This is a genomic window from Chromobacterium sp. W521, assembly GCF_052805975.1.
Genome location: NZ_JBRBAF010000008.1, coordinates 42,862 through 68,934, shown reverse-complemented (window position 1 = coordinate 68,934; position 26,073 = coordinate 42,862). Strand labels below are relative to the sequence as shown.

The window sequence follows — 26,073 nt, the reverse complement described above, 5'->3', positions numbered from 1 at the left end:
GAAAGAATAAAAGCCGAAATCGGTCGATTTCGGCTTTTATATTTGGTGGAGATAAGCGGGATCGAACCGCTGACCTCTTGCATGCCATGCAAGCGCTCTCCCAGCTGAGCTATACCCCCGGTATTGCTGGCGTCCCCACGGGGATTCGAACCCCGGTTACCGCCGTGAAAGGGCGATGTCCTAGGCCTCTAGACGATGGGGACTGAATTGTGGTGGAGATAAGCGGGATCGAACCGCTGACCTCTTGCATGCCATGCAAGCGCTCTCCCAGCTGAGCTATACCCCCACGTATTGTCTTGTTCCTTCCCGGCTATTCGCCCGGTCGGTCTCGACAGGAAGCGAACTATACCTAGGCTTTTCAGGCTGCGCAAGGCTTTTCTAAAAATATTTTCCCAGACGGCGGTGGGCTGTGAAAGAAGTCAAAGGAGGGAGGGGGCCGGTCTTTCGCGCCATGGGTTTGGATGGGGGCGGCGCGCGCGCTGACGATGCCATGCCCGCGAGCGGCAAAGGCGTGATTTCCTAGGAAAAATCAGTTTTTTCCTATTCCAAGCCATTGGGGTGCTGGCGATAGAATATTCAAAGAAAAACAATTTGTGTGCCGCATTAGCGTAAAGCGTTAATACCGGATGATATGAAAACCTGGGGCAAATCGACAGCTAATGATGGATGGCATAGACATGAGAATTGAGCGACAACGGTTGGCCGGCGTTTGGAACAGAAACGAAAATCCGGCAAAGCTTTAGGAGGCGTGTATGCATAAAAAAGTGTTGATCAACGAGGAGTTGCTGGATTCCTGCTCGGACCAGGCGCTGAAGGACGCGGCGGTTTTTCTGTTGAATACGCTTACCGATCGCATTCAACTGCGCCAACAAAAAGGGATAGAGGAAATTGAGCGGCTAGCGATGGCTTACGGCTTGATTCTGCCCAAGCTCTACGCCAAGAACGGCGTAACGCCAAAGTACCAGAACCCGGCGATGCCGCACCAGACATGGTCCGGACGAGGCCGGCCGCCAGTGTGGTTGGTGGAGGCTGAAGCGAGGGGGGAGAGCCGGGAGCGCTTTGTGATCAAGAGTCAGAAGAAGTTGCAGGTCTAGCAAGGCGGGAAGCCGGCCGTTGTCGCACTGAGCCTATGCCGGCGCCCGCCGGCGGGCTCATGCGCCGGTTCAGCGTTTCGCCAGCGGCGGCGAGACAAGGCGAAAACGGCTGAGAACGCGGAATGGTCAAGTGGCGCATGAGCATTTCGAAGCCGGTTTCAACGCCCTTTATCCATCCATCCCGCCGCCGCGCAGCAGACCATGAACAGGTTCTAAGAGCGGCTAACAAAAATCCGTTTTACGGCTGAGGCAAGGTGCGCCGACACAGGCGGTACTTGAGTACGGCAAGTTGGCGCAACGCAGCATCAGGACTATTGTTAGCCGCTCTAAGCGCAGCAGATTTTGCCCTGGCGCTAAGGGTCCAGATGCTCCAAACGCATGCGCGCTCGCGCATCGCGTTCCGCTTGCCGCCGCCGGCTTTGCAGCGTGGTGGCGACAAAGTCCAGATGTTGTTCCACCGCTTGCTGCGCGGCGTCCGGCCGTTTGTCGCGGATGGCTTCCCAGATGGCCAGATGCTGCGCGCGCAAGGCGTCCGCCACCTCCCCCACGGCGAACAGATCCGCGATATTGTCCTTGACGTGCCGGTGCAGCATGGCAAGCAGGCTGCCGCTCAAATGCGCGAACAGCACATTGTGCGAGGCTTCCGCCACGGCTTGGTGAAAGCGCACGTCGGCCTGGGCCTGTTGAGTCAGGTCTCCTCCGTCGTAGGCGTCCTGCAATTGGCTCACGCAATGCTCCAGCCTCAGCAAGTCCGCCGGCGTGGCCCGGCTGGCCGCGCCGCGCGCCGCCGCGCCTTCCAGCACCCGACGGAATTCCAGCAAATCGCCGTGCAAATCCTGATGTTGGTTCAGCAGTTTTTCCCAAGGGTCTGAAAACGCGGTTTCCAGCCGGTCCGTCACCCAGGTGCCGCCACCCTGGCGGCTGCTGAGCAGGCCGCGTGACGCCAGTTGCTGTATCGCTTCGCGAAGCGAGGGGCGGGACACGCCGAACTCCTCGGCCAGCTGCCGTTCCGGCGGCAGGCGGTCCCCCGGCTTGAGCACGCCGTCCAGGATGCGTTTTTCCAGTTGTTCGACGATGACGTCGGAGAGTTTGGGGATGTTCAGTTTGGGATAGGCCATGGCGCCGGGCTTGTTCGTTCAGCGAAAGTGGTCAGACCAGAGTGAGTGCAGCTTACCACAGCCGAATGGGGAATCCGCTATCGTCATATTGACGGAGTCAAGCAATCACTCTAGAGTTATTTTAATAAAAATAATTGGTCTTACCAATTTACAAAGGAAATCGGATGAAGCCTGCCAACGTCTATCTGTTTGGCACCTGTCTGCTCGACCTGTTTTTGCCGCAGGCCGGCGTGGACGCCATCGCCCTGCTGGAAGGGCTGGGCTTGCGGGTGCACTTTCCTCAGCGGCAAAGCTGTTGCGGCCAGCCGGCTTATACCAGCGGCCACCCGGCGGAAGCACTGGCGGTGGCGAGGGCGCAGCTGGACTGCTTTGCCGAGGACTGGCCCATCGTGGTGCCCTCCGGTTCTTGCGGCGGCATGATCAAGCACCATTGGCCCAAGCTGTTCGCCGGCCAGCCGGACGAGGCGCGGGCTTGCGCGGTGGCCGCGCGGGTGGTGGAGTTCAGCGACTTCCTGCTCAACCGCCTGGACTGGCGGCCTGAGGATCTGGGGCCGAAGGTGAAGGTGGCGGTGCATACTTCCTGTTCCGCCCGCCGCGAGATGAATGTGCACCTGTCCTGTTGGGCCTTGCTGGAGCGTCTGGCCAATGTCGAGAGGGTGACGCACGACCATGAGTCCGAGTGCTGTGGTTTTGGCGGCACGTTTTCGATCAAGCACCCGGATATCGCCGGGGCGATGGTGGCGGACAAGGCCGCCGCCTTGCAGGACAGCGGCGCGGTGGAGTTCATCACCGCGGACGGCGGCTGCCTGCTCAATATCAACGGCAAACTGGCCAAGGAGGGCAGGGCGTTTCAAGGCCGGCACCTGGCCAGTTTTCTGTTGGAGCGCGTGGGAGGCAAGGCATGAGCGCCCGCGACGCCATCCTGGCCAAGCTGCGCGCCGCGCCACGCCAAGAACTGCCGCGGCCGGAGCTGGACGCGCATTTCCGGCGCTTTGCGCCGCCGCAGCACAGCCTGGCCGCTTTGCGGGGCTGGGCGCAGGCGATGCGGGCGGTGAAGACCGAAGTGTTGTGGGTGCGCGCCGACGATTGGCACACCCGCTTGGCGGTATGGATCGCGCAGCGGCGTCCGGCGTCCTTGCTGCTGTCCGACACTGCGCACGGCCGCCGCGCCGAGGCGGCGCTGCAACACTTGCCGACGCCGCCGGCTTTACGTTTCTTCGACCGCGAGGTGGATGGCTGGAAGGCCGAATTATTCGAGATCGAGGCCGCGTTCACCACGGCGCGTTGCGGCATCGCCGCCACCGGCACCCTGGTGCTGTGGCCGGACGCGCAGGAGCCGCGGACCATGAGCCTGGTGCCGCCGCTGCACATTGTCTTGTTCGACACCGCCACGCTCTACCCTGACTTCTACAGCGCGATGCGCGTTGAAAACTGGCAGGACGGCATGCCCACCAACGCCTTGCTGATTTCCGGGCCGTCCAAGACCGCGGACATCCAGCTGACGCTGGCCTACGGCGCGCATGGGCCGCGCGAACTGCTGGTGCTGGCGCAATTGCCCGAGCACATCGATCCGGCGCAGCTGGAGCAGGAGGAGGCCCGGCCATGAGCGAGCACAAGATCGAACTCTATCCATCGCGCCAATTCAAGCAGCAGGCGCGCGCGGCGCTGGCCGACGGCGAGCTGCGCCACAGCCTGCGCGGGGCGATGGATTTTCTGATGGCCAAGCGCTTGTCGGCCTTTGACGACCCGGCGGAGCTGGACGCCTTGCGCGCCTTGGGCGAGGCCATCCGTCAGCGCTGCCTGTCGCGCTTGCCGGACTTGCTGGAGCAACTGGAGGCGCGGCTGAGCGCCAACGGCGTGCAAGTGCACTGGGCCGAGACCGCCGACGAGGCCAACCGCATCATCCACGGTTTGGTAGAGGCGCGTTCCGGCCGCTTGATGGTCAAGGGCAAGTCCATGGTCAGCGAGGAGATTGAACTCAACCATTATCTGGAAGCGCGCGGCGTTGCCGCGGTGGAAAGCGATATGGGCGAGTACATCGTGCAGCTGGCCGGAGAAAAGCCCACCCACATCATCATGCCGGCGATACACAAGACCAAGGCCGACATCGCGCGCTTATTCCACGACAAGTTGCCGGACACGCCGTACACCGAGGACGTGGACGAGTTGATCCAGATAGGCCGCGGCGCGCTGCGCCGGCATTATCTGGACGCCGACGTGGGCCTGTCCGGCGTCAATTTCGCGGTGGCGGAAACCGGCACCTTGTGCCTGGTGGAGAACGAAGGCAACGGCCGCATGTGCACCACGGTGCCGGACTTGCACATCGCCATCACCGGCATTGAGAAAGTAGTGGAGAAGCTGGCCGACGTGCCGCCCTTGTACAGCCTGCTGACCCGTTCCGCCATCGGCCAGCCCATCACCACCTATTTCAATATGATCAGCGGGCCGCGCCGCGCCGGCGAAAAAGACGGCCCGCGCGAGGTGCACCTGGTGCTGCTGGACAACGGCCGCAGCCAGGCCTACGCCGACGCGCAGTTGCGCAAGACTCTGCAATGCATACGCTGCGGCGCTTGCATGAACCATTGCCCGGTCTACGCCCGCATCGGCGGCCACGCTTACGGCACCACTTATCCGGGGCCGATAGGCGAGATCATTTCGCCGCACCTGCTGGGCCTGGAAAACACCCGAGACCTGCCCACGGCTTCCAGCCTGTGCGGCGCTTGCGGCGAAGTCTGCCCGGTGAAGATTCCCATTCCCGAGATGCTGATGCGGCTGCGCGAAGAAAGCCAGCGTCCGGCCGACGAGGCGGTCAGCCATCCCTTGCGCGGCCAGGGCGCGGCGGCGAGCGCGGCGGAGCGGCTGGCCTGGAAGGGATGGCGGCAGGTCCATGCCTCGCCGCGGCTATACCGCTGGTTTGGCTGGGGGGCCACCCGGCTGCGCAAGCTCGCGCTTGGCGGTCAACTGGGCTGGACCCAAAACCACGCGCCGCTGACGCCGGCGCCCAAGACCCTGCACGAGCTGGTGCGCGAACGCGAAGCGCGTCGCGGCGGCGGGGAGCGGCCATGAGCATGAGTCCAGCGCATCAGGCTTTCCATCGGGATCTGCTCCAGATCATGCCGGCGGCGCGCATCCACACCGATCCGCTGTCCACGCTGGCTTACGGCACCGACGCCAGTTTCTACCGGCTGCGGCCGCAAATCGTCGCCCGCGTCGACAGCGAGTCGGAAGTGGCGGCCATCCTCGCGCTGGCGCGCCGCCACCGGGTGGCGCTGACTTTCCGCGCCGCCGGCACCAGCTTGTCCGGCCAGGCGGTCAGCGATTCGGTGCTGGTCTTGCTGGGCGACGGCTTCAACCACGGCCAGGTGCTGGACGGGGGCGCGCGCATCCGGCTGGGGCCGGCGATGATAGGCAGCCACGCCAACGCCTTGCTGGCGCCTTACGGCCGCAAGATCGGCCCGGACCCGGCGTCGATCAACAGCGCCAAGATCGGCGGCATCGCCGCCAACAACTCCAGCGGCATGTGTTGCGGCACCCGCGACAACAGTTATCACACCTTGGCGGCGATGCGTTTGTTGTTGTTGGACGGCGCCGTGCTGGACACCGGCGACGCCGCCAGCGTGGCGGCTTTTCGCCAGTCCCACGCCGCGCTGCTGGCCGGCTTGTCCGGCCTGGCCGCCGAACTGCGCGCCGACGAGGCGCTGGCCGAGCGCGTGCGCCGCAAATACCGGCTGAAGAACACCACCGGCTACGGCATCAACGCCTTGCTGGATTTCGACGACCCGGTGGACATGCTCAGCCATGTGTTGATCGGCTCCGAGGGCACGCTGGGCTTTATCAGCGAAATCACCTTCCACAGCGTGGTGGAACATCCGCACAAAGCTTCGGCTTTGCTGCTATTCGACGCGCTGGAGCCCTGTTGCCGCGCGGTGTCGGCGCTGAGCGCGGCCGCGGACGCCCACGGCGTGGCGGCGGTGGAACTGATAGACAGCCGCAGCCTGCGCGCCTTGCACGGCAAGCCGGGGCTGCCGGATTTTCTGGCGCGGCCGTTTGGCCCGGACGAGGCTTGTCTGTTGATTGAGGCGCGGGCCGGTTCCGAGGCGGAACTGGAGCGCCATTGCGCGGAGATAGAGGGTTTGCTGGCCGGTTTCGCGCCGCGCTTGTCCAGCGGCTTCAGCCGCGAGGCCGCGGTGTGCGACAGCTATTGGGCCTTGCGCAAGGGCTTGTTCCCAGCGGTGGGAGCGGTGCGTCCGCTGGGCAGCACCGTGGTGATCGAGGATGTGGCTTTTCCGATTCCGCTGCTGGCCGACGGCGTGGCCAGGCTGACCGCCTTGTTCGACCGCCACGGCTATCACGAGGCGCTGTTGTTCGGCCACGCGCTGGACGGCAATCTGCATTTCGTGTTCGCGCCCAGCTTCGACAATGAGCGCGAGGTGGCGCGCTACGACGCCTTCATGCAGGATGTGAGCGCGCTGGTGGCCGGCGAATACGACGGCTCGTTGAAAGCCGAGCACGGCACCGGCCGCAATGTCGCGCCCTTTGTGCGTCAGGAATGGGGCGACGCCGCCTGGAACATCATGCGCCGCATCAAGGCCTTGTTCGATCCGGACGGCCTGCTCAATCCCGGCGTGATCATCACCGACAACGACCGGCTGCACCTGGAAAACCTCAAGCCCCTGCCGGCGGCCGATCCCATCGTCGACCGCTGCATCGAGTGCGGCTTTTGCGAGGCGGCCTGCCCGTCGCATGGGCTGACGCTGAGCCCGCGCCAGCGCATCGTCGCCTGGCGACGCATCCAGCAGTTGAACCGCGACGGCGACGCGGGGGAAGAATTGGCCGCGCTGCGCGCCGATTTCCGCTACCGCGCCATCGATACCTGCGCCGCCACCGGCATGTGCGCCACGCGCTGCCCGGTGGGCATCAATACCGGCGAACTGATGAAGCGGCTGCAAGGCCCGTCGCCGCGGCCCCGCGCCGCGCGCTTCGCAGCCCGCCACATCGGCGGCGCCGCCGCCGCCGTTCGCGCCGGCCTGAGGCTGGCGCATCTATTCGGTCCGGAGCGGCTGCATCGCATCAGCCAGCGGCTGCGCCGCCGCCATAAGGTGATTCCCCTGATTCCGGCGCACCTGCCGCGTCCGGCCGGCCGTCTGCCCGCCGCCGTTAGCGGCGACGGCGAGCCGGTGGTGCTCTTTCTCAGCTGCGTCAACCGAACGCTGGCCGTCGACGCCGCCGGCGGCAACGCGGCCGCGCCCACCTTGGCGCTGTTGCGCCGCGCCGGCTTCACCCCCCGCTATCCGCCCGGCCACGACGGCCTGTGCTGCGGCCAGCCTTTCGCCTCGTCCAATGCCGCCGAGGCGCTGGACATCAGCCAGAACGCCTTGAACCGGGCGCTGCTGACGGCCAGCGAAGACGGTCGGCATCCGGTGTATCTGGACAACGGGCCGTGCGCGGCGCGCATCCTGTCCGCCCAACGTCAAGGCCGGCTGGACGCCAGGCTTCGGCTGTTCGACGCGGCCCGATTTCTGGAGGCTTTCGTCGCGCCGCGGCTGGCGGTGACGCGCAAGCTGGAGCAGTTGGCGCTGCACATTCCCTGCAGCGCCGCCGAGATGGGCGCGGCGGAGGCGCTCACGCGGCTGGCCGGCCTCTGCGCCGAGCGGCTGACGGTGCCGGACATCGCCTGTTGCGGCTTTGCCGGAGACAAGGGCTTCACCGTGCCGGAACTGAACGCGCACAGCTTGCGGCGCTTGCCGCCGGCCTTGCCCCCCGGCTGCCGCCACGGCGTGTCGATGAGCCGCACCTGTCAGATCGGCCTGAGCGAACACGCCGGCTTCGAGTACCGCGGCATCGAGGCGCTGCTGGATTTTTGCACCACCCCAAAAAGCGGCCCGCTATGAAGGCCGCATCGTTGGCGCCGCCGTCCGGGAGGACGGCCGGCTCCGAGTTGAAACGCCCGTAAACATCCTTCCCTGAGCGCATTCCGTCCACACGGCCGCGGCTAGCCCGCCGCCGCGCGGCGTCCCGTGCGCGCAAGGAGAAGGAGAGACTACAGAGGAGACATCATGGTTTGGACCCAAAACTACTTTCCGTCCGGCGGCATGGCGCTGTCGGCGCTGATGGCGGCACTGCCGATTATTTTCTTTTTCCTAGCGCTGGCGGTGTTCCGGCTCAAGGGGCACGTCGCCGGCAGCCTGACCGTGCTGCTGGCGCTGCTGGTGGCCACGCTGTTCTATGGCATGCCGGCGGACATGGCGCTGGCGGCCGCGGGTTTCGGCTTTGCCTACGGTCTGTGGCCCATCGCCTGGATCATTATCGCCGCGGTGTTTCTGTACAAGATCACCGTCAAGACCGGGCAGTTCGACATCATCCGCGCTTCGGTGTTGTCGGTGACCGAGGATCAGCGTCTTCAGATGCTGCTGGTGGGCTTTTCCTTCGGCGCCTTTCTGGAGGGCGCCGCCGGCTTTGGCGCGCCGGTGGCCATTACCGCCGCGTTGCTGGTGGGGCTGGGCTTTAATCCCTTGTACGCGGCCGGCCTGTGTCTGATCGCCAATACCGCGCCGGTGGCTTTCGGCGCGATGGGCATTCCCATTATCGTGGCCGGCCAGGTGACCGGGCTGGACCCTTTCGCCATCGGCGCCAAGGCCGGCCATCAGTTGCCCTTCTTGTCGGTGCTGGTGCCGTTCTGGCTGGTGATGATGATGGATGGCCTCAAGGGCGTGCGCCAAACCTGGCCGGCGGTGCTGGTGGCGGGGGGCTCTTTCGCCGTCACCCAGTATTTCACCTCCAATTACATTGGGCCGGAACTGCCGGACATCACTTCGGCGCTGGTGAGCCTGGTGTGCCTGACGCTGTTCCTGAAAGTCTGGCAGCCGCGCGAGATCTTCACCTTCGCCGGCCGCCGCGCGCCCAGCCCGCGCCAGGCTTCCGGCTTTAGTCTGGGATGGATCGCCCGCGCTTGGGGGCCGTTCCTGATCCTGACCGCGCTAGTGACCTTGTGGAGCCTGAAGCCGTTCAAGGCGCTGTTCGCCAAGGGGGGGGCGCTGGAGCATTGGGTGTTGAAGTTCCACGTGCCGCATCTGGACAATCTGGTGATCAAGACCGCGCCGATCGTGGCCGTGGACAAGCCTTACGAGGCGCTGTACAAGCTGGACCTGCTGTCGGCGGTGGGCACCGCTATCTTCGTCGCGGCATTGCTGTCCATTGTGCTGCTGCGTTTCCGGCCGGCGCAGGCTGTCGCCGCCTTCGGTGAAACCCTGGCCGAACTGAGGCGGCCCATCTTATCCATCGGCATGGTGCTGGCCTTCGCTTTCGTCGCCAATTATTCCGGCATGTCCAGCACGCTGGCGCTGTGCCTGGCCAATACCGGAAAGGCCTTTCCTTTCTTCTCGCCTTTCCTTGGATGGCTGGGGGTGTTCCTGACCGGCTCCGACACCTCGTCCAATGCCTTGTTCTCGGCCTTGCAGGCTTCCACCGCGCATCAATTGGGCGTGTCCGACATCCTGCTGGTGGCGGCCAACACCACTGGCGGCGTCACCGGCAAGATGATTTCGCCGCAATCCATCGCCGTGGCCTGCGCGGCGGTGGGCTTGGTGGGGAAGGAGGCGGACCTGTTCCGCTTTACCCTCAAGCACAGTCTGATCTTCTGCAGCCTGGTGGGGGCGATGACTTACGCGATGGCCTATTTCTGACAGACAGGCTCAGGACCCGGCGGGCCGGTGGTGCCGACCCCGCCGGCTTGAGGCCTGGTTTGCCGTGAGAGCCTGTTTACGATCCGCTGCGCTTCGTGAGACGTGACACGGTGAGTACCGCTCCGAAATGCTTATGTACCACATGACCATTCGGCTTTCTCAGTGGTTTTCGCCTTGTCTCGCCCTCGCTCGCGAGATCGTAAACAGGCTCTTTAGAGAATTTCCTGGTTTTCGCAGAAAAAGCTGATCGAGTCGAAATTGACTTGGGTGACATGGTTGGTGACCGGCACCATATTGATCAGGTGACGGGTGCCGATGTCGAAAATGTGGTATTCGCTGGCCAGGCTGCCGTATTCGGACGGCGACTTGGTCTTTTTAACGATGGTGACCGCGTTGGCTTCTCCGTTCCACCCGTAGCTGGTTTTGAACTGCAGCAGGCGGTTAATGTAATCGCCGGTGGGCGAATGCAGGAAGAAGTGGATGGTCTCGTTCTTCATGTCCAGGTCGATGAAGCCGCTGGTGGTGGCGACTTCGCCGCTGTGGCGCGGGAAGCGCAGCTCGGAGATGCGAGCGGTGCAGATGGTGCGGCTGTCCAAGATGTAGTTGCGGCTGGCATAGCCCAGGTAGAGCGCGACCAGAAACAATCCGAGAGCGATCAGAAAACGATTTTGTTTTTGCAATTGAGATCGCTCCCGTATTTCTTGTCGCACAGATAGCTCGCCGTGCACTTGCCGCTTTTGATGTAGAAGGCGTCGCCGCCGCTTTCCGGCAGTTTGGGCGCGTCGCGGTAGACATTGCCCACCACGAACAGGCTGCGCGCGCCGTCGCGCATTTTATGAATATTCATTTGCGGAATCCACCAAGAGGCATGCCAGCCCAGCAGCAGGCCTAGGGCGATGATGGCCAGCGCGGCCAGCGTCTGGCGGCGATCAATGCGGGCCGGCAAACGCCAGCGGGCTTTGCGTCGTTGTGGTGCGGGCGCGGGGCGGGGCTCCTGCGGGCCGGCTTCCGGCGCCGGCGATGGGGCGTCGACATCCGCCTGCGGTTCCAGCAAGACGAAGGCGCCGACGAATTGGCAGCCGCGTCTTGGAATGGTCTTGATGATCTTGGGGTCCAGCCCGCTTTTCTCAAGCTGCGCGCGCAGATCGAACACCAGCTTGTGGTAGCTGGAGTCTGTGACGATGGTTTTCCCCCATACGTTTTCAATCAGCTCGTTTTTTTCGAACAGCCCGGAGAGCAAGAGCTTGAGCAGCAACGCTTCGTTGTACTTCAAGATGATCTTGTCTTGATCCCAGGGCAGCAGGCTGCCCTCATCAGGGTCGAAGACGACTTTGTCTTCAATATGGAATCTCATTTTTATAATCTTTCTGTCCACGCGAAGGCCTGTATTGGAAAATTTGATATTACGGCCAATGCGGGGTCGGCGATATTTTAAATTACCCCATAGGTAATTTGCTCTAAATCGATTATAGATAGCAATACCCAACTGCCAAGCTGGCCTTGCCAAGTGGTGCTGCGGGGGAGCCGAAAGGTAAGCGGAAATGACAAGAGCGCCAGGGGCGCTCTTGGTTTGACGTGAAATATTTTCCAACAAAATCCGCTTCTTTTCAAGAGGATGGCCGCTGCCGCCGCATGGGGCGCAGGCGCGGGCGCGCGGCGAAATCTGCTGGAACTCAGGCCTGTTGGGCATTGCCGCCGGGATGGCGGCGCCGGGGAATCATGCGTATTCGACGTGGCCTGTCCGCAACGAAAACCATGAATTTGGCAAAAGGCCTGAGTAGGGGGCGATGACTACGGAATTGTAGCGTCCCGATTACAGCGCTCCGGCGCGGTAGCGGGGCGGAAAAGGTCCGTATTGGCCAATCCGGCGAGCGCAGCGTTTGAAAATCTGGGGCGGAAAACCGTCAATGAAGATAGGCGGGCGCTATCTAACTAGGATTGGATGGAATAGACGGGGCAGTGAAATGGCGGAGCCGGCTTGTTGAGCCAGCGCCGCCTTTTTTTTAATGAGTGGATTTAAGCTGTTTGATTTCTTGTTGCGCCAGAAGCAGCTCTTGCTCTATCGCGTTAATTCTTTTATCTCTGCTGTTAAGTTCGTTTAACAGTTGCTCGCTCAGCAATTGGGCCTGGTCCAGGCATAGGATCAGAGCGGAGAGTTTCGCGCTGTTGGCGAGTTGCTCCATTAGCGGAGCGCCGGCGTTGTCGTGGTCTTTGTTTTTATATTGCATGCTGATTGATGTGGTGTCGTTATTCAATACATTTAGGCTGACGAAATCGGATTTCGTGCCCACGGAACAGAGTGCAGATCATAGCATGCAGTTTGGATGGGTGGGGGCGCAAGGCTTGAGAATTAAGCTTTTTGCCAGGGGTGGTAAGGAATGATAATGATTGCTGAGGCTGTTCCGGCCCTGTGCTTGGGACTGTATTGGACATTTCCGGTTCTTTCAGGACCGCTATAACGATAATCATTTCTAATGGCTGATAATAAATTGTACTGATTAAGATAAAGACATTTAGTATCAATGGGGTTAAGCTGGCCGCTCATGTTTTTGGGAGGCAAGTGGCCATGTTAATAGCGAGAAATGAAAAGGTATTGGAGGGGTTGGCCCGAGAGCGGCAGATGATTTGGCGGCAAGATCTGGAGAGCTTGACGGTGTATATAGAAAACCTGATCAGAAAAACCAGCGCCATGGGCGCGGTGGTGCCAGGTCTATATCGCGCCTTGAGAATATGCAGCGTCGCATTAAAAGGCGGCGGTGTGGGCGGTAAAGTGTATCTGACGCGCAAAGAGCGTTTGGATATTTATTGGGCGGTAAAATCAGAATCCTTTTCAATTTGATTTTTGGTCAGTAGTGGCGTGTATTTTTGGATTGGGAAATCAACAGTGTCGCTGATCGGCTTTGTATGTTATCGGGTATTTAGCATTGCTTTGTTCTGGTGCGGAATGAAAGCGCTAGGCATTGGCGTGTTGATGCTGCTCTTGCATATCGGCAAGGAGAAAGCATTGAATGCGCCGTTGCGGCGCGAGTGAGCGCCTGCGCCTGGTTTGTGGCAGCAAAGTCAGGCGCGGGTTTCTTCTCGCCTTGCCGGAGCGGGTGTAAGTAGACATTTTCGGATTGAAATGAAATAGGGCCGCGTTGTGATAACGCGGCCCTTTTGGCGTGAGGAGAATCCGGCCAGTGCAAGGCGGCGTCGCCTAGCGCAGCGGATCGTAAACCGGTTCTCAGAGCCTGTTCAACGCCGTATCGCCGAAGCGCAGCAGACTTTGAACAGGTTCTCAGAATACGCGTTGGCCGGCGCTCCATACCTGGCGCACCAGCGGGATGCCGTCCCGTTCGCGCGCCTGAACCAGATCCGCGCGCTGGCCTACGGCGACGGCGCCGCGGTCCGCCAGGCCCACCGCCCGCGCCGGGTGGCGCGTGACGGTGGCTATTGCGCGGTGCAGGTTCCAGCCCGGCTGCCGGCCCAGCAGATAGGCGGCGTGCAGCAGGCTGGCGGGCACGTAGTCGGAGGACAGGATGTCCAGCAAGCCGTGGCCGGCCAGCTCCAAGGCGGCGACGTTGCCGGAGTGGGAGCCGCCGCGGACGATGTTGGGCGCTCCCATCACCGTCATCAGTCCTTGGTCGCGGGCGGCGCGGGCGGCGGCCAAGGTGGTGGGAAATTCGGACATGGCCACGCCGTCGCGCACCGCCTCGTCGATATGACTGAGTTCGGTGTCGTCGTGGCTGGCCAGCGCGACGCCGCGGGCGCGGGCCAGCTCCACCACCGCCTGGCGGTGACGGCCGGCGTATTGCCGCTGCTTGAGTTTGCGCTGTTCCACCGCGGCGAGGAAGGTGTTGTCGTTCCAGCTGACGTTTTTCTTGGCGTAGTACTTCTTGTATTGCGCCAAGTCGCGGTATTGGCGCTGGCCGGGGGTATGGTCCATCAAGGACACCAGGCGCACCGCCGGGTGGCCGATCAAGGGCGACAGAGCGTCCAGCAATTGGGGATAGGCCAGTTCGCAGCGCAAGTGGAACAGATGCTCGGCGCGGAATACGCGCTGGCGCATGCCGGCGTCTATCGCCTCGAAGGCGCTTTGCAGGGTGTCCAGCCGCACGCTGTCGCCTTCCAGATCGCCCACCGACAGGGCGTCCAGCACCGTGGTGATGCCGGCGGCCACGCATTGCGCGTCGTGGGCGACCACGGCCGGCAGGGTGGGCCACAGCACGCCGTTGCGCGGCATCAGATGTTTCTCCAGATTGTCGGTATGCACTTCCACCAAACCCGGCAACAGGTCGTCGCCGTTCAGGTCCTCGCTATGCGGCGGCGGCGCGCTCAGCGGCCGCGAGTGGATGGCGACGATGACGCCGTTGTCGATCTCCAGCGCGCCGCGCTCAAGAATGTCGTCGGCCAGGATCAGCCTGGCGTTGTTCAAGATCCGTTTCATGCTAGGGCTTCCGGTTTGTTTGCCAGCGGTACGTCAAACACGCGGTGGGCGACGGCGTCGCGGGTGGCCTCGTCGTGGAAGATGCCCACCAGCGCCGCGCCGCGCGCCAGCGCTTCGCGCATCAAGTCGACGACCACCGCGCGATTGGCCGCGTCCAGAGAGGCGGTGGGCTCGTCCAGCAGCAGAATGGGCCGCGGAGCGATCATGCCGCGCGCGATATTGACCCGCTGTTGTTCGCCGCCGGAGAAGGTGGCCGGCGGCAACCGCCACAGCCGCTCCGGGATGTTCAGCCGCGCCAGCAAAGCGCCTGCCTCGCGCCGCGCCTCGTTGGCGTCCACGCCCCATTCGCACAACGGTTCGGCGACGATGTCCAGCGCCGGCACCCGCGGAATGGCGCGCAGGAACTGGCTGACGTAGCCCAGGGTGTGGCGGCGGGCGTCGGCGATCTCGTGCGGCAACGCGGCGGCCATGTCCAGCCAGTTTCCGCGATGGCGGATGCGGATGCTGCCGCGCTCAACCAGATAATTGGCGTACAGCGCCTTGAGCAGCGTGCTCTTGCCGGCGCCGGAAGGGCCGGCCAGCGCCACGCATTCGCCGGCGGCCGCTTGCAGCGAGACTTGGTCGAGCACAGGCAGCGTCAGGCCGCCTTGCTGGTGCAGGGTGAAAGTTTTGCTGATTTGCCTTGCGTCTATCAATACGTTCATGGCTTCAGGCCTGCAGGATGGAGGATACCAGCAGCTGGGTGTACGGATGCTGCGGGTCGTCCAGAATTTGATCGGTGAGGCCGGCTTCCACTACGCGGCCGCCTTGCATCACCAGCGTGCGCTGCGCCAGCAGCCGGGCCACGGCCAGGTCGTGGGTGACCATGATGACGGCGATGCCGCTGTCGCGCACCAGTCTTCGGGTCAGGTCCAGGAAACGGGCTTGCACCGAGACGTCCAGGCCGCCGGTGGGTTCGTCCATGAACACCAGCCGCGGATGGGTGGCCAGGCTGCGGGCGATCTGCAGCCGCTGCTGCATGCCGCCGGAGAAGGCGCTGGGCGGGTCGTCCAAGCGCGCGCGGCCGATTTCCACCCGCTCCAGCCAGTCGCCGGCGGTTTGGCGCAGTTGGCCGTAGTGGCGCTGGCCCAGGGCCATTAGCCGTTCGCCGATATTGGCGCCGGCGGAGACGTTCATGCGCAGGCCGTCGCGGGCGTGTTGGGACACGAAGCCCCATTCGCTGCGTGCCAGCCGGCGGCGCTCGGATTCGGCGATGGCGGTGAGTTCGTGTTCGCGGCCGTCGCGTTCGCGAAAGCGCGCGCTGCCGGCGTCGGCGGCCAGCTTGCCGGCCAGCGCGGCCAGCAGCGTGGATTTGCCGGAGCCGGATTCGCCGACCACGCAGAGCACTTCGCCGGCGTAGAGGTCGAAGTCCACGTTGAAGCAGCCGTTGCCGTTGCCGTGGTCCTTGCCGAGGCCGCGGACGCTGAGGAGGGGAGGGGTCATTGCGGATTGTCCTGTGTGTCGCGGCATTGCCGGCAGTGATCGCTGTCGGAGCAGACGTATTGGCGCGCGCCGGCGTCGTCGGTGATGATTTCGTCCAGGTAGCTGTCGCGTGCGCCGCACAGCGCGCAGGCTTGCTCCCAGCTTTGCGTCTGGAAGGGGTGATCGTCGAAAGCCAGGCTTTCCACTTGGGTGTGAGGCGGGATCGCGTACAGCCGTTTTTCACGGCCGGCGCCAAACAGCATCAGGGCCGGGCTTTTGTCCAGCTTGGGGTTGTCGAACTTGGGGATCGGCGATGGCGAGGCCAGGTAGCGGCCGTTGACCAGCACCGGGTAGTCGTAGCTGGCGGCGATGTGGCCGTAGCGGGCGATGTCCTCGTACAGCTTGACGTGCATCAGGCCGTAATCCTGATGGGCGTGCAGCTTTCGGGTTTCCTGTTCGCTGGCCTCCAGCGTGCGCAGCGGTTCCGGTTCCGGCACTTGGAACACCATGATCTGGCCGGCGCGCAGCGGGGTTTCCGGAATGCGGTGACGGGTCTGGATCAGGCTGGCCTCGGCGGTGCGGGTGGTGGTGGCCACGCCGGCGACGCGGGCGAAGAAGCGGCGGATGTTGACCGCGTTCGTGGTGTCGTCGGCGCCCTGGTCTATGACCTTGAGCACGTCGTCGCGGCCGATCACGCTGGCGGTCACTTGAATGCCGCCGGTGCCCCAGCCGTAGGGCAGCGGCATTTCGCGGCCGCCGAAGGGCACTTGGCAGCCGGGCACGGCCACGGCTTTGAGCAGGGCCCGGCGCAGCATGCGCTTGGTGTTTTCATCGAGAAAGCCGAAGTTGTACGCCCATGGCGCGGCGGTGTTCATGCTTGTTGCTCCTTGGCGGCGTGTTCGCTGCGAAGTTGGCGGATCAGCGACAGCTCGGCCTGGAAGTCGACGTAATGCGGCAGCTTGAGGTGCTGGACGAAGCCGGACGCTTCGACGTTGTCACTGTGGCACAGCGCGAATTCCGGCTGCTGAGCCGGCGCGTGCGCGGGCTCGTCCAGCTCCGCGGCACGCAGGCTGCGGTCCACCAGCGCCATCGCCATCGCCTTGCGCTCGGCTTCGCCGAAGCTCAGACCGTAGCCGCGGGTGAATTGCGGCGGCGCGCTGCGGCTGCCGGCGAACTGGTTGATCATCTGGCATTCGGTCAGGGTGATTTCGCCGATGTCGATGTCGAAGCCCAGTTCCTCCGGGCAGACCAAGACGCTGACTTCGCCCATGCGGATTTCGCCGGCGAAGGGATGGCTTTCGGCGTAGCCGCGCTGGGTGGAGTAAGCCAGGCCCAGCAGCCAGCCCTCGTCGCCGCGCGCCAGGTTTTGCAGCCGGGCGGCGCGGCCGGCGGGGAACAGCAAGGGCTCTCGGGTCAGGTCGACGGGTTCCGGGTCGCCCGGCGGCGGCGTTTCCGGCTCGATCAAGCCTTCTTGCGCCAGGGCGTCCAGCACGCAGGGCAGCCGTTCCGGCAGCGGCAAGTCGGACAGAGCAGGAGCGGGCGGTTCGCTGGCCTGGGCCAGATCGAAGTCCAGCAGCCGCTGAGTGTAATCGGCGGTGGGGCCCAGCACCTGGCCACCGGGCACGTCTTTGAAGGTGCCGGACACGCGGCGGCGCACCCGCATCGCCGCGGTGTCCAGTGGACGGCTGGCGGCGAAGCGCGGCAGGGTGGTGCGGAAGGCGCGCAGCAGGAACACGGCTTCCACGCAGTCGCCGGCCGCTTGTTTCAGCGCCAGCGCCGCCAGCTCCTCGTCGTACAGTGAGCCTTCCTGCATGACTCTGGCCAGCGCCAGCCGCAATTGGCCGCGGATCTGGGCCAGGCTCAGCTCCGGCGTCGCCGCGTCGCCGCGGCGCTTGGCGGCCAGCAAGTCCCAGGAGCGGGCGATGGCGGTTTCTCCGCCTTTGACGGCTACGTACATATCAACCCTCCTTGACGCGGGTGCTGCGCGGCAGGCCGGCCACGCGCTCGCCGCTGATCAGCAAGATGTCCACGCCCAGCGGGAAGCGGGCGTGATTGTCCCGCCATTGCCGCCAGAAACCGTCCGGCGCGCCGTCTATGCCGAAACGGCGCGGCGCGGCGAAGCCCGGTCCGCCGGCTTCCACTTGCTCGGCGTTGAAGCCGGCGGTTTCCAGCAGCACGGTGGCGGACCGGTCCGGGTATTCGGGCTCGCCGGCCTTGAGCGCGGCCAGCGGCGGCAGCGGCGCGCCCAGCGGCAGCACCACGAAGTCGGCTTGTTCCGGCGCGGCGGCCAGGCGCAGGCCGGTATGGAAGCGCAGGCTGGCCAGGGTGTCCGCCGGCAGCGGCGGCAGCCAGACGCCGACATCCTGGTCCAGCAGGGTGTAGAGCAGGGCGGCGGTGGCCGGCATCAGGCCGGGCAGCTCCGGCGGCAAGGCCGGCAGCGTTTGCGGCAGCAAGGGTTCGGCCAGCGCGGCCAGCGCGGCGCGGAAGCAGCGCTGGCTGTCGTGGACCGGATCGGCGAAGGCGGCGCGCATCTCATTCCCCCCTGACCAGGGTGAAAAACTCCACCTTGCTGGCGGCGGCTTCGCGCGCGGCGTGGTCGCGGCGCGCGGCGCGTTCGGCGCGCAAGGGCGCGATCCACAACGCCAGCAGCTGGTCTTGGCGCGCCGGATCCTGCAGCAAGGCGTCGGCCTGGGCGATCAACTCGGCGTGTTCGCCGTTGCTGCCCAGCGCCCAGCCGTGGCCCAGGCGGCCTGCTATCCGGCAACTGGCGCGGCTGACGCTGGCTTCGCCCAGATTGAAGCGGGCGCCGCCGCCGCCGGCGCGGGCCTGTAGCATGACGAGCCCGGTTTCGGCGCGGCGCAGCCATTCCACTTGCGGCGCGGGCGGCAGTTGCGGGCTTAGCAGCCGGCGCAGCCGCGGCGGCGGAGTGTGGGCCAGCACGCTGAGCCAGTCTTGTCTGGTCGAGGTTTCCATATCGGGTATTCCCCTGTGCGGTTTCAATAAAAATTCATATAAACGTATAGACGTATCCATGATAATGGCCGGCGACAAAGCGCAAACAGCATGCGGCGATGAAGGTTTTGTGACGGTTTGGTGGCGGGGCTAGACCTAGGCCGCCTCTGGGGGAGAAAGGATTTGAACGATGATTGAACGCGGTTCCGGCGTCGCCGTTTGGCGGCAGATAGAAAACAGCCTGGCGGAGGAGATCGCCAGCGGGGCGATCCGCGCCGGCGAGCAATTGGCCACCGAGTTGCAATTGGCTCAGCGCTTTCGCGTCAACCGCCACACCATACGGCGAGCGGTGGCCACCTTGGTGGAGCGCGGCTTGCTGCGGGTGGAGCAGGGCCGCGGCACCTTCGTTCAGGACAACGCGATTGATTACGCGATCAGCAAGCGCACCCGCTTTTCCCAAAATATGGCCAGCCAGAATTTGAGTTCGGATATCGACGTCCTGGCCAGCGACACGGTGCCGGCCAACGCGGAGCTGGCCGAGCTGCTGCAAGTGGCGGTGGGCGAGCCGCTGTTGCGCATCAAAACCCTGAGCCGGGTGGAGCTGCGGGTGGTGGATTGGGCGACGCTGTTCTTCCCGGCGGCGCGCTTCCCCGGCTTGCCGGAGATCTATCGAAGAGAGCGCTCCGTGACGCGCGCGCTGGCGCATTTCGGCGTGGACGATTACACCCGGCGCTTCACCCGCGTCAGCGCGCGGCTGCCTGACAGCGAGACGGTGGACTACCTGGGCCTGCCCAAAAACCGCCCGGTATTGCATGTGAAGTCCTTGAACGTGGACACGCAGGGGCGGCCGGTGCAGTACGGGATCACCTGTTTCAACGGTGATTTGGTGCAGTTGGTGATGGAGGATCTCTGATGCGTTACGCGCTGTATTACGCTCCGAGGCCGGACAGCGCCTTCTGGCGCGCCGGCAGCGGCTGGCTGGGACAAGATGCGCACAGCGGCCTGCAAGTGTTGCCGCCGCACGCGCCGGGCCTGGACGCCGAAGCCTGGGCGGAGCTGACCGCGGTCCCGGCCCGTTACGGCTGGCACGCCACCTTGAAAGCGCCGTTTTCCCTGCGCGCCGGGGTGGACGAGGCGGCGCTGTTGGCGCGGACGGCCGCTTTGGCGCGCCGTTTCCAGCCCTTTGAGCTGAGTTTGGAAGTGGCCTGGCTGGCGGATTTTTTGGCGCTGCGGCCGATGGCGCCGCCGCCGGATCTGGCCGAACTGGCCGCCGCTTGCGTGATTGAGCTGGAAGCGCTGGCTGATCGCGAATCGCCGTGGAAAACGCGCGGCGGCCTGGACGCGCGTCAAGAACAGCTGCAGCGGCGCTGGGGCTATCCCTATGTGTTCGAACAATACCGCTTTCACCTGACGCTGAGCGGCCGGCTGACGCCGGACAGCGCGGAGGGGCGGGCGCTGGAGCAGGCGGCGCGCCGGCACTTCGCCGTTTTCGCCCGCGCAAGGGTGGATGGCGTGGCGGTATTCGTCGAAGCGGCGGCGGGGGAGCCCTTCCGCTACCTGGCGCATTGCGGCTTTGACGGCCAGGCGGCGCGTTATGAAGCCTGAACCCGGCGCGCTGTGGTATGTGATTGGCCCATCCGGCGCCGGCAAGGACAGCCTGCTGGCCTACGCGCGGGCGCGGCTGCCGCCTTCTGGCCGGCTGGTGTTCGCTCACCGCTACATCACACGGCCGGCGGACGCCGGCGGCGAGAACCACGTGGCCTTGAGCCTGGAGGAGTTCGAACAGCGCGAGCGCAGCGGCTGTTTCGCCTTGAGCTGGCGGCGGCACGGCCTGGCTTACGGCCTGGGGATGGAGGTGGCGCTGTGGCTGGATCAGGGCCTGGACGTGGTGGTTAACGGTTCGCGTTCGGCCTTGCCGCTGGCGGCGCGGCGTTTTCCCGGCCTGAGGCCGGTATGGATCGTCGCCAGTCCGGAGGCGCTGGCAGCTCGGCTGGCCGGACGCGGCCGCGAGTCCGCCGAACGCGTGGCTCAGCGGCTGGAAGAGGCCGCCGCGCTGACGCCGCCGCCGGGCGCGGCGGTGTTGCGCAACGATGGCGAACTGGCCGAGGCCGGAGAACGGCTGCTGCGTTTGCTGAGCAAGGATTTGGACCGGTACTGTCCTTAATGTCTGGAAAACCGGGCAGGCGAGGCCGCGGCCGCTTGCTATAACCGGTGCAGTTCGCCGGCAGCGCGGCGGCGAGCCGCGCGCCGCTTCCGGCTGGCGGGACGCCGGAGAACGTGTTTACGATTTCGCGAGCTAAGGCGAGACAAGGCGAAAACCGCTGAGAAAGCGGAATGTACAGGTGGTACATGAGCATTTCGAAGTGGTTTTCAACGCTGTATCGCCGACGCGCAGCAGATCGTAAACAGGTTCTGAGCGGTGCGCATGCAATGGTCGTCCCGCCATTGGCAGGAGTAATGGACATGGCTTTGCAATCGAGAAACTGGCATGCCTGGCTGAACGCGATGCCGGGCCACCCCAAGAGTTTGCATGTGGCGGGCGATGTGGTGGTGGCCAACCCCGGCGTGGAAGCGGTGCTGACCATGCGCGAGCCGCAGGGCATCAACCCGGCCATCCTGATGCTGGATTTGCACCTGGTGCAGAAGCCCGGCATGTGGCCGCAGGTGCTGGCGGTGGCGAACGCCCGCTACGACCGGGTGTTGCCGCCGGGCGCGCCCAAGTATACGGCGGTGGAAGTGCTGCACAATAACGAGCGGGTGGCTTATATCGAGCCTATTCCCGAGATAGTGTAGACAGCGGCGGCGGCCTGGCAGGGCCGCCGCATGCTTAGAGCCTGTTCAAAGTCTCGCGAGCAAGAGCGAGACAAGGCGAAAACGGCTGTGAAAGCGGAATGTGCGCGTGGTACATGAGCATTTCGACGGGGTACTCACCGTGGGGCGCATCACTAAGCGCGGCAGATCGTAAACAGGCTCTTACAGCGTGATGCTTTCGCAGCCGCTAAGGCCGGATTTCTTGGCCCGGTACATGGCTTGGTCGGCCGCCTGCAGCAGGCTGTCCGGGCTGCTCTCGCCGTTGCCCAGCGCGATGCCGACGGAAATGCCCAACTGGCGCTGTTCGCCGCCGATGTCGAACGGCGTCTGCATCGTCTCTATGCACTTGGTCGCCACGATGCGCGCCACCTCCTCGGCGTCCTCGCCCAGATCGCCGATCAACAGCACGAACTCGTCGCCGCCGATGCGCGCCAGGGTGTCGGTCTGGCGCACGATGCCGCTCAGGCGCTGCGCCGCCTGCCACAGCACCTTGTCGCCGGCCTTGTGGCCGTAGTTGTCGTTGATCTGCTTGAAGCCGTCCAGGTCCAGAAACAGCAGGCCCAGCTTGCCTTTCTTGCGCTGGGCGCGGGCCAGCGCCATGTTCAGGCGGTCCGCCAGCAGCGCGCGATTGGGCAGGCCGGTCAGGGCGTCGTGGTGGGCCATGCGGGCCAGCTCCGCCTGGTGTTGGTTCAGTTTGCTCAAGAGCCGGTTGAAGGCGGCCAGCAAATGTCCCACTTCATCGTTGCGCTTGACCGGCAGCGGCTCCAGCGGCAACTCGCCGCGGGTCATGCGGTCCGCGTGGCTGGCGGCGCGAAACAGCGGGCGGAACAGCAGGTACAGGCCCGCGCCCGCGGCCAGGGCGAACACCAGAATGGCGAGCGCCGCGTTTTTCAGTAAAAAGGTTTGCACCCGGTCCACGGTGGCGAAGGCCTCGCTGCTGGGCAGCCGGGCCACCACGAACCAGCCGGTGCTGGGCACGGAGGCGATGGCGGACACTTCCTCGTCCCCTTGGGCGTTGATGGTGATGCCGACGCCGCGAAAGCCGGCCATCGCCCGGTCGTGCAAGGGGTTGATGCCTGTCGGCGGCGTGGGCTTGAGCACCATGTCAGGCTGGGAGGAGGCGATGAACATCTGGTCTTGCGGAGAGATCAGCAAGAAGCCGCTGTTCGGCCCGCCGATGCGTGAGGCCAGCAGCAAGTCCAGAAAGCCCGGCGCGGCCAGCGCGGTGACGCCGGCCAGCGCGCCTTGCGGCTGTCCGTGGCGCCAGGGCAGGGCCGCGGCCATCGGCAGCACCGGTTTTTTGCTGACGCGGCCGACGATGGGCCGGCCGATGGCGGTGCGGTCAAGATTGGGCGGGCTGGACAGCGCGATGCGGATGTAGTCGCGGTCGGAAAAGTTTCGGCCGGCGCGGCCCGGCATCTGCGGGTAGTCGGCAACGGCGCGGCCGTCCGGCGTCACTACGTAGAGGCCTTGCGAGAACGGACATTGGAAGTCGCAATGCAGGCGCAGCCAGGCTTGCAGTTCGGCCGGGCGTTGCAGCAGATCCAGGGGAAGTTCGGCGGCCAGCCGGCGCAGCAGCGCCTGACGCTGCTGAATCTTGAAGTCCACGTCGCGAGCGACATAGCTGGCCAGCGCCATCTGCTGGTTTTGCACCACCTTGCTCAAGTCTTCGCGCAGAAACTGGCTGACCGCGTAGTAGCGCGCCACCGTGCCGGTGACCACGATGCCCAGCGCCAGCAGCAGCAAGCGGGTAACGATGCTATCAAGGACGCGGCGCAGGCTCATGGCGGCAAACAGAGTTGTCTTCCAGATAGTTTAGTCAAGGTTTTGTGCCTTGTATGCCCAAGGCCTGGCGGGACGGTTCAGCGCGGCAGCAGCCCGGCGCAACACAGCGCCACCGCGGCGTGGATGCGTTCGCCGGGATCGTGGTCCGGCAGCGGCGGGATCAGGCCCAAGGCCATTTGGCGCAGCGGCTCGGCTATCGTCATCGCCAGCAGCAGTTCGGCGGTTTGCGCCGGTTGCGGGCAGTGGATCAGGCCCTGTTCCGCCTGGCGTTCCAACCAGCCGGCCAAGAGCGCGGCGCAGCGTTGCACGCCGTGTTCCGCGTATTGCGCCAGCGCCTGTTCGCGGCCGGGAAAGTCCCCTATCAGCAGGCGGAACAGCCCTACAGCCTCACGCGTCAGCACCTTGGCCGCCACTGTGTTCAGCAAGGCCTCCAGCGCCTGGGGCAGGTGGGCGGAGGCCGTCAGCGGCTCGCTCATCGGCGCGACGAAGGCGTCGGTCCAGCCGTGAATGACCGCGCCCAGCAATTGCTCGCTGTTGTCGGCGAAGCGGTACACCGTTTTCTTGGCCACGCCCGCCCGCTGCGCCACCGCCGCCATGGTGGCGGCCTGATAACCCTGGCTCAGCAAGAGTTCGGTGGCGGCGTCCAGCACCTGTTGACGCAACTCCCGTTCCGGCATGGCGGGGCGGCCGCGCGCGCGCGGCTCCTGATCCTGGCTTGACATCTGGATATGGCTTCCTCATTATGGAAACGTGATGCGTTTCCAAATTAATGGAAGCCGCGCATCCCGCCCTGTCATTCTTCACGCCAAGGAGTGTACTGTGAATTCTCTCTATGAAACATCTTACGACGAGCTGTTGCAGCCCGGCCCGCTCATGCTGGAAACCGGCGTGCGCCGCCTGGATGATGGCCGGCTGCTGGTGGCCGCGCGAACCGAGTTGCCCGGCTGCGCCGGCCGCATGTTCGATTGGTGGTTTACTTTCTTTGATTCCACCCAGCACATCCGCTGGTGGCATCCGCACGACCATGTGGAACTGCGGGGTTGGGACGGACGCCGCTCCACCGGCCGCGGCTATGTGGGCGCCACCGTGCGCGCGGTGGAGGCGTTGGGCGAGGTCCCGCCGGTGCCGGCGGTGTTGAAATTTCACCCGCCGGAAACCTTCTTCGGGGCCGGCCGGCTCAGCGCCGCGCTGGCGCGCGGCGACGTCTCGGCTGCGGTGTGCGCGCGGATTGCCTTTGGAGAGGAGCCTCGCCTCAGCGCCGACGGCGATCCGCTGGACGGCGAGATGGTGCATCTGACGAGGGACACCGCCCATGGCGCGGTGCTGCGCAGCCGCTTTCTGCTGGGCGCGGCCGACGGCGTCGGCGAACCGGTGCCGGAACGCCTGGGCCTGGAATTGATGCGCCACTGCTACAACGAGTTCAGCTGCCTGGCGCGGCTATTGCCCTCGCTGTATTACGGCGAGCACGCCAACGGCGAGAAAGGGCCGCTGGCCTGGTAGGCCGCTCTCCGGCGGGAAGACATCCAGCCGCGCAAGACAAGCTTCACCCGGCCGTCACCGCGCTGTCATCGGCGCGTCGTAAGGTGGCGGCTGATTGAAGGACGGCGCATGGGCCATGAGGTCTATACGTCTAAACCCATTGGAGCGATGTCGATGAAACAGCTGATTGCCTTGGCCGCCGGCCTGGCCCTGTCCGGCCTGACGGCCCCTCTGGCGCAGGCCGCCACCACCCTGACCGTGTACACCGCGCTGGAGGCGGATCAGGTCAAGGAATACAAGGAGGCTTTCGAAAAGGCCAACCCGGACATCGAAATCCGCTTCGTGCGCGAATCCACCGGCATCATCACCGCCAAACTGCTGTCCGAGAAAAACAATCCCCAAGCCGACGCGGTATGGGGCCTGGCCGCCACCAGCCTGATGGTTCTGGACCAGCAGGGCATGCTGCAGCCTTACGCGCCCAAGGGCGTGGACAAGCTGAGCCCGCAATTCGTCGACAAGGCCAAGCCGCCCAAATGGACCGGCATGAATGTGTGGGCCGCCACCATCTGTTTCAACACCGTGGAAGCGGCCAAGAAAAACCTGCCCAAACCCGAGAGCTGGGCCGACCTCGCCAAGCCGGTTTACAAGGGCCAGATCGTGATGCCGCACCCGGCGTCCTCCGGCACCGGCTATCTGGACGTGTCCGCCTGGTTGCAGATGATGGGCGAAAAAAAGGGCTGGGATTATATGGACAAGCTGCACGTCAATATGGCGCAGTACGTCCACTCCGGCTCCAAACCGTGCAAGATGGCCGCCGCCGGCGAGTATCCGATAGGCATCTCCTTCGAATACCGAGGCGCCCAGCTGAAAGAGAAGGGCGCGCCCATCGACCTGATTTACCCGAAGGAAGGCCTGGGTTGGGATCTGGAGGCCACCGCCATCATCAAGGGCAGCAAGAAGCTGGCCGCCGCGCAGAAGCTGGCGGACTTCTCGGTCAGCCTGCCGGCGATGCGTTTGTATGAAAAGAACTATGCGGTGCTGGCCATGCCCGGCGTGGCCAAACCCAACCCCTTCATCCCCGCCGACTACGCCCAGCGCCTGAGCAAGAACAACTTCGCCTGGGCCGCCAAACAGCGCGAGGCCATCCTGCGCGAATGGTCGCGCCGCTATGAAAGCAAGGCCGAGCCCAAGAACTGAGCCGGTTCCCGCCATTACGCCGCCCGCCGGGCGGCGTCGTTTCATTTCAAGACACCCTGGAGTTGCGC

Annotated in this window: 27 protein-coding genes and 3 tRNA genes; 14 read left to right on the top strand and 16 right to left on the bottom strand. The window is 64.6% G+C overall.

Features of this window, described 5'->3' with window-relative positions; translation table 11 throughout:
* Positions 1 to 43: 43 nt before the first annotated feature.
* The 3 genes from ACUXV1_RS13950 to ACUXV1_RS13940 all read right to left on the bottom strand — a co-directional run bounded on the left by ACUXV1_RS13950 (position 44) and on the right by ACUXV1_RS13940 (position 286).
* Positions 44 to 119, bottom strand: a tRNA-Ala gene (locus tag ACUXV1_RS13950).
* A gap of 8 nt (positions 120 to 127) precedes the next feature.
* Positions 128 to 203: transfer RNA gene (locus tag ACUXV1_RS13945), tRNA-Glu, on the bottom strand.
* Between the two features lie 7 nt (positions 204 to 210).
* Positions 211 to 286 (bottom strand) — tRNA-Ala (locus ACUXV1_RS13940).
* Positions 287 to 752: 466 nt separating this feature from the next.
* Between ACUXV1_RS13940 and ACUXV1_RS13935 the strand changes: the two genes are divergently transcribed.
* Positions 753 to 1,094, top strand: a complete 342-nt coding sequence (locus ACUXV1_RS13935; protein ID WP_081555299.1) for an H-NS histone family protein — start codon at positions 753 to 755, stop codon at positions 1,092 to 1,094.
* Between the two features lie 353 nt (positions 1,095 to 1,447).
* On the opposite strand, the gene ACUXV1_RS13930 is transcribed toward ACUXV1_RS13935, so the two are convergent.
* The gene (locus ACUXV1_RS13930) at positions 1,448 to 2,212 is read right to left on the bottom strand and encodes an FCD domain-containing protein (protein WP_043633390.1); all 765 of its coding nucleotides are present in this window, start codon (positions 2,210 to 2,212) and stop codon (positions 1,448 to 1,450) included.
* Positions 2,213 to 2,376: 164 nt separating this feature from the next.
* On the opposite strand from ACUXV1_RS13930, the gene ACUXV1_RS13925 reads away from it, so the two are divergent.
* From ACUXV1_RS13925 to ACUXV1_RS13905, 5 genes are all read left to right on the top strand, one after another.
* Entirely contained in the window at positions 2,377 to 3,117 is a 741-nt protein-coding gene (locus tag ACUXV1_RS13925) for a (Fe-S)-binding protein (RefSeq protein WP_052370338.1), read from the top strand.
* Positions 3,114 to 3,818 carry a LutC/YkgG family protein gene (locus ACUXV1_RS13920; protein WP_019101513.1) on the top strand — a complete coding sequence of 235 codons (705 nt, stop codon included), beginning with the start codon at positions 3,114 to 3,116 and terminating at the stop codon, positions 3,816 to 3,818. Before ACUXV1_RS13925 ends, ACUXV1_RS13920 begins: the two co-directional genes overlap by 4 nt.
* The gene (locus ACUXV1_RS13915) at positions 3,815 to 5,278 is read left to right on the top strand and encodes a LutB/LldF family L-lactate oxidation iron-sulfur protein (protein ID WP_118268083.1); all 1,464 of its coding nucleotides are present in this window, start codon (positions 3,815 to 3,817) and stop codon (positions 5,276 to 5,278) included. Before ACUXV1_RS13920 ends, ACUXV1_RS13915 begins: the two co-directional genes overlap by 4 nt.
* Positions 5,275 to 8,103 (top strand): FAD-binding and (Fe-S)-binding domain-containing protein, encoded by a 2,829-nt coding sequence (locus tag ACUXV1_RS13910; protein WP_446015658.1) that lies wholly within the window; start codon positions 5,275 to 5,277, stop codon positions 8,101 to 8,103. The genes ACUXV1_RS13915 and ACUXV1_RS13910 overlap by 4 nt, the downstream gene beginning before the upstream one ends.
* Positions 8,104 to 8,265: 162 nt before the next feature.
* Positions 8,266 to 9,894, top strand: coding sequence for a lactate permease LctP family transporter (locus tag ACUXV1_RS13905; RefSeq protein WP_446015749.1), 1,629 nt, complete (start codon positions 8,266 to 8,268; stop codon positions 9,892 to 9,894).
* A gap of 212 nt (positions 9,895 to 10,106) precedes the next feature.
* Here the strand turns inward: ACUXV1_RS13905 and ACUXV1_RS13900 are convergent, their stop codons facing one another.
* The 3 genes from ACUXV1_RS13900 to ACUXV1_RS13890 form a co-directional block, all read right to left on the bottom strand.
* On the bottom strand, positions 10,107 to 10,574 hold the full coding sequence (locus ACUXV1_RS13900; RefSeq protein ID WP_446015657.1) for a hypothetical protein: 468 nt from the start codon (positions 10,572 to 10,574) through the stop codon (positions 10,107 to 10,109).
* Positions 10,550 to 11,584, bottom strand: a complete 1,035-nt coding sequence (locus ACUXV1_RS13895; RefSeq protein ID WP_446015656.1) for a winged helix-turn-helix domain-containing protein — start codon at positions 11,582 to 11,584, stop codon at positions 10,550 to 10,552. The genes ACUXV1_RS13900 and ACUXV1_RS13895 overlap by 25 nt, the downstream gene beginning before the upstream one ends.
* Positions 11,585 to 11,897: 313 nt before the next feature.
* Positions 11,898 to 12,185 carry a hypothetical protein gene (locus ACUXV1_RS13890; RefSeq protein WP_162787923.1) on the bottom strand — a complete coding sequence of 96 codons (288 nt, stop codon included), beginning with the start codon at positions 12,183 to 12,185 and terminating at the stop codon, positions 11,898 to 11,900.
* Between the two features lie 329 nt (positions 12,186 to 12,514).
* Between ACUXV1_RS13890 and ACUXV1_RS13885 the strand changes: the two genes are divergently transcribed.
* On the top strand, positions 12,515 to 12,733 hold the full coding sequence (locus tag ACUXV1_RS13885; protein ID WP_162787924.1) for a hypothetical protein: 219 nt from the start codon (positions 12,515 to 12,517) through the stop codon (positions 12,731 to 12,733).
* A gap of 45 nt (positions 12,734 to 12,778) precedes the next feature.
* Positions 12,779 to 12,925, top strand: coding sequence for a hypothetical protein (locus ACUXV1_RS13880; RefSeq protein ID WP_156038819.1), 147 nt, complete (start codon positions 12,779 to 12,781; stop codon positions 12,923 to 12,925).
* A gap of 246 nt (positions 12,926 to 13,171) precedes the next feature.
* On the opposite strand, the gene ACUXV1_RS13875 is transcribed toward ACUXV1_RS13880, so the two are convergent.
* From ACUXV1_RS13875 to phnG, 7 genes are read right to left on the bottom strand one after another with little or no spacing between them, the layout of a single operon-like run.
* The gene (locus ACUXV1_RS13875) at positions 13,172 to 14,320 is read right to left on the bottom strand and encodes an alpha-D-ribose 1-methylphosphonate 5-triphosphate diphosphatase (RefSeq protein WP_446015655.1); all 1,149 of its coding nucleotides are present in this window, start codon (positions 14,318 to 14,320) and stop codon (positions 13,172 to 13,174) included.
* Entirely contained in the window at positions 14,317 to 15,024 is a 708-nt protein-coding gene (gene phnL / locus ACUXV1_RS13870; RefSeq protein WP_446015654.1) for a phosphonate C-P lyase system protein PhnL, read from the bottom strand. The genes ACUXV1_RS13875 and phnL overlap by 4 nt, the downstream gene beginning before the upstream one ends.
* Before the next feature lie 4 nt (positions 15,025 to 15,028).
* On the bottom strand, positions 15,029 to 15,802 hold the full coding sequence (gene phnK, locus ACUXV1_RS13865; protein WP_446015653.1) for a phosphonate C-P lyase system protein PhnK: 774 nt from the start codon (positions 15,800 to 15,802) through the stop codon (positions 15,029 to 15,031).
* Positions 15,799 to 16,656, bottom strand: coding sequence for an alpha-D-ribose 1-methylphosphonate 5-phosphate C-P-lyase PhnJ (locus tag ACUXV1_RS13860; protein WP_446015652.1), 858 nt, complete (start codon positions 16,654 to 16,656; stop codon positions 15,799 to 15,801). The genes phnK and ACUXV1_RS13860 overlap by 4 nt, the downstream gene beginning before the upstream one ends.
* Positions 16,653 to 17,738, bottom strand: coding sequence for a carbon-phosphorus lyase complex subunit PhnI (locus ACUXV1_RS13855; RefSeq protein WP_446015651.1), 1,086 nt, complete (start codon positions 17,736 to 17,738; stop codon positions 16,653 to 16,655). Before ACUXV1_RS13855 ends, ACUXV1_RS13860 begins: the two co-directional genes overlap by 4 nt.
* 1 nt (position 17,739) lies before the next feature.
* Positions 17,740 to 18,312: a phosphonate C-P lyase system protein PhnH gene (gene phnH / locus ACUXV1_RS13850; RefSeq protein ID WP_043590162.1), complete on the bottom strand. Its 573-nt coding sequence runs from the start codon at positions 18,310 to 18,312 to the stop codon at positions 17,740 to 17,742.
* A 1-nt stretch (position 18,313) separates the two neighbouring features.
* Positions 18,314 to 18,754: a phosphonate C-P lyase system protein PhnG gene (phnG, locus tag ACUXV1_RS13845; RefSeq protein WP_019103505.1), complete on the bottom strand. Its 441-nt coding sequence runs from the start codon at positions 18,752 to 18,754 to the stop codon at positions 18,314 to 18,316.
* A gap of 169 nt (positions 18,755 to 18,923) precedes the next feature.
* Here phnG and phnF point away from each other — a divergent pair, with 169 nt between their 5' ends.
* The 4 genes from phnF to ACUXV1_RS13825 all read left to right on the top strand — a co-directional run bounded on the left by phnF (position 18,924) and on the right by ACUXV1_RS13825 (position 21,526).
* The gene (gene phnF, locus ACUXV1_RS13840; protein ID WP_019103506.1) at positions 18,924 to 19,646 is read left to right on the top strand and encodes a phosphonate metabolism transcriptional regulator PhnF; all 723 of its coding nucleotides are present in this window, start codon (positions 18,924 to 18,926) and stop codon (positions 19,644 to 19,646) included.
* Positions 19,646 to 20,338, top strand: coding sequence for a DUF1045 domain-containing protein (locus ACUXV1_RS13835; RefSeq protein ID WP_203391473.1), 693 nt, complete (start codon positions 19,646 to 19,648; stop codon positions 20,336 to 20,338). The genes phnF and ACUXV1_RS13835 overlap by 1 nt, the downstream gene beginning before the upstream one ends.
* The gene (gene phnN, locus ACUXV1_RS13830; RefSeq protein ID WP_194427926.1) at positions 20,328 to 20,897 is read left to right on the top strand and encodes a phosphonate metabolism protein/1,5-bisphosphokinase (PRPP-forming) PhnN; all 570 of its coding nucleotides are present in this window, start codon (positions 20,328 to 20,330) and stop codon (positions 20,895 to 20,897) included. The genes ACUXV1_RS13835 and phnN overlap by 11 nt, the downstream gene beginning before the upstream one ends.
* Positions 20,898 to 21,196: 299 nt before the next feature.
* Positions 21,197 to 21,526: a hypothetical protein gene (locus tag ACUXV1_RS13825; protein WP_043633645.1), complete on the top strand. Its 330-nt coding sequence runs from the start codon at positions 21,197 to 21,199 to the stop codon at positions 21,524 to 21,526.
* 180 nt (positions 21,527 to 21,706) lie between these two features.
* Here the strand turns inward: ACUXV1_RS13825 and ACUXV1_RS13820 are convergent, their stop codons facing one another.
* Positions 21,707 to 23,329: a diguanylate cyclase domain-containing protein gene (locus ACUXV1_RS13820; RefSeq protein WP_114152845.1), complete on the bottom strand. Its 1,623-nt coding sequence runs from the start codon at positions 23,327 to 23,329 to the stop codon at positions 21,707 to 21,709.
* 77 nt (positions 23,330 to 23,406) lie between these two features.
* The gene (locus tag ACUXV1_RS13815) at positions 23,407 to 24,051 is read right to left on the bottom strand and encodes a TetR/AcrR family transcriptional regulator (RefSeq protein ID WP_043633440.1); all 645 of its coding nucleotides are present in this window, start codon (positions 24,049 to 24,051) and stop codon (positions 23,407 to 23,409) included.
* A gap of 97 nt (positions 24,052 to 24,148) precedes the next feature.
* Here ACUXV1_RS13815 and ACUXV1_RS13810 point away from each other — a divergent pair, with 97 nt between their 5' ends.
* Both ACUXV1_RS13810 and ACUXV1_RS13805 read left to right on the top strand, forming a co-directional pair.
* Entirely contained in the window at positions 24,149 to 24,829 is a 681-nt protein-coding gene (locus ACUXV1_RS13810) for a DAPG hydrolase family protein (protein ID WP_114152847.1), read from the top strand.
* Positions 24,830 to 24,982: 153 nt separating this feature from the next.
* The gene (locus tag ACUXV1_RS13805) at positions 24,983 to 26,005 is read left to right on the top strand and encodes a putative 2-aminoethylphosphonate ABC transporter substrate-binding protein (protein ID WP_446015650.1); all 1,023 of its coding nucleotides are present in this window, start codon (positions 24,983 to 24,985) and stop codon (positions 26,003 to 26,005) included.
* The last annotated feature ends 68 nt before the right edge of the window (positions 26,006 to 26,073 follow it).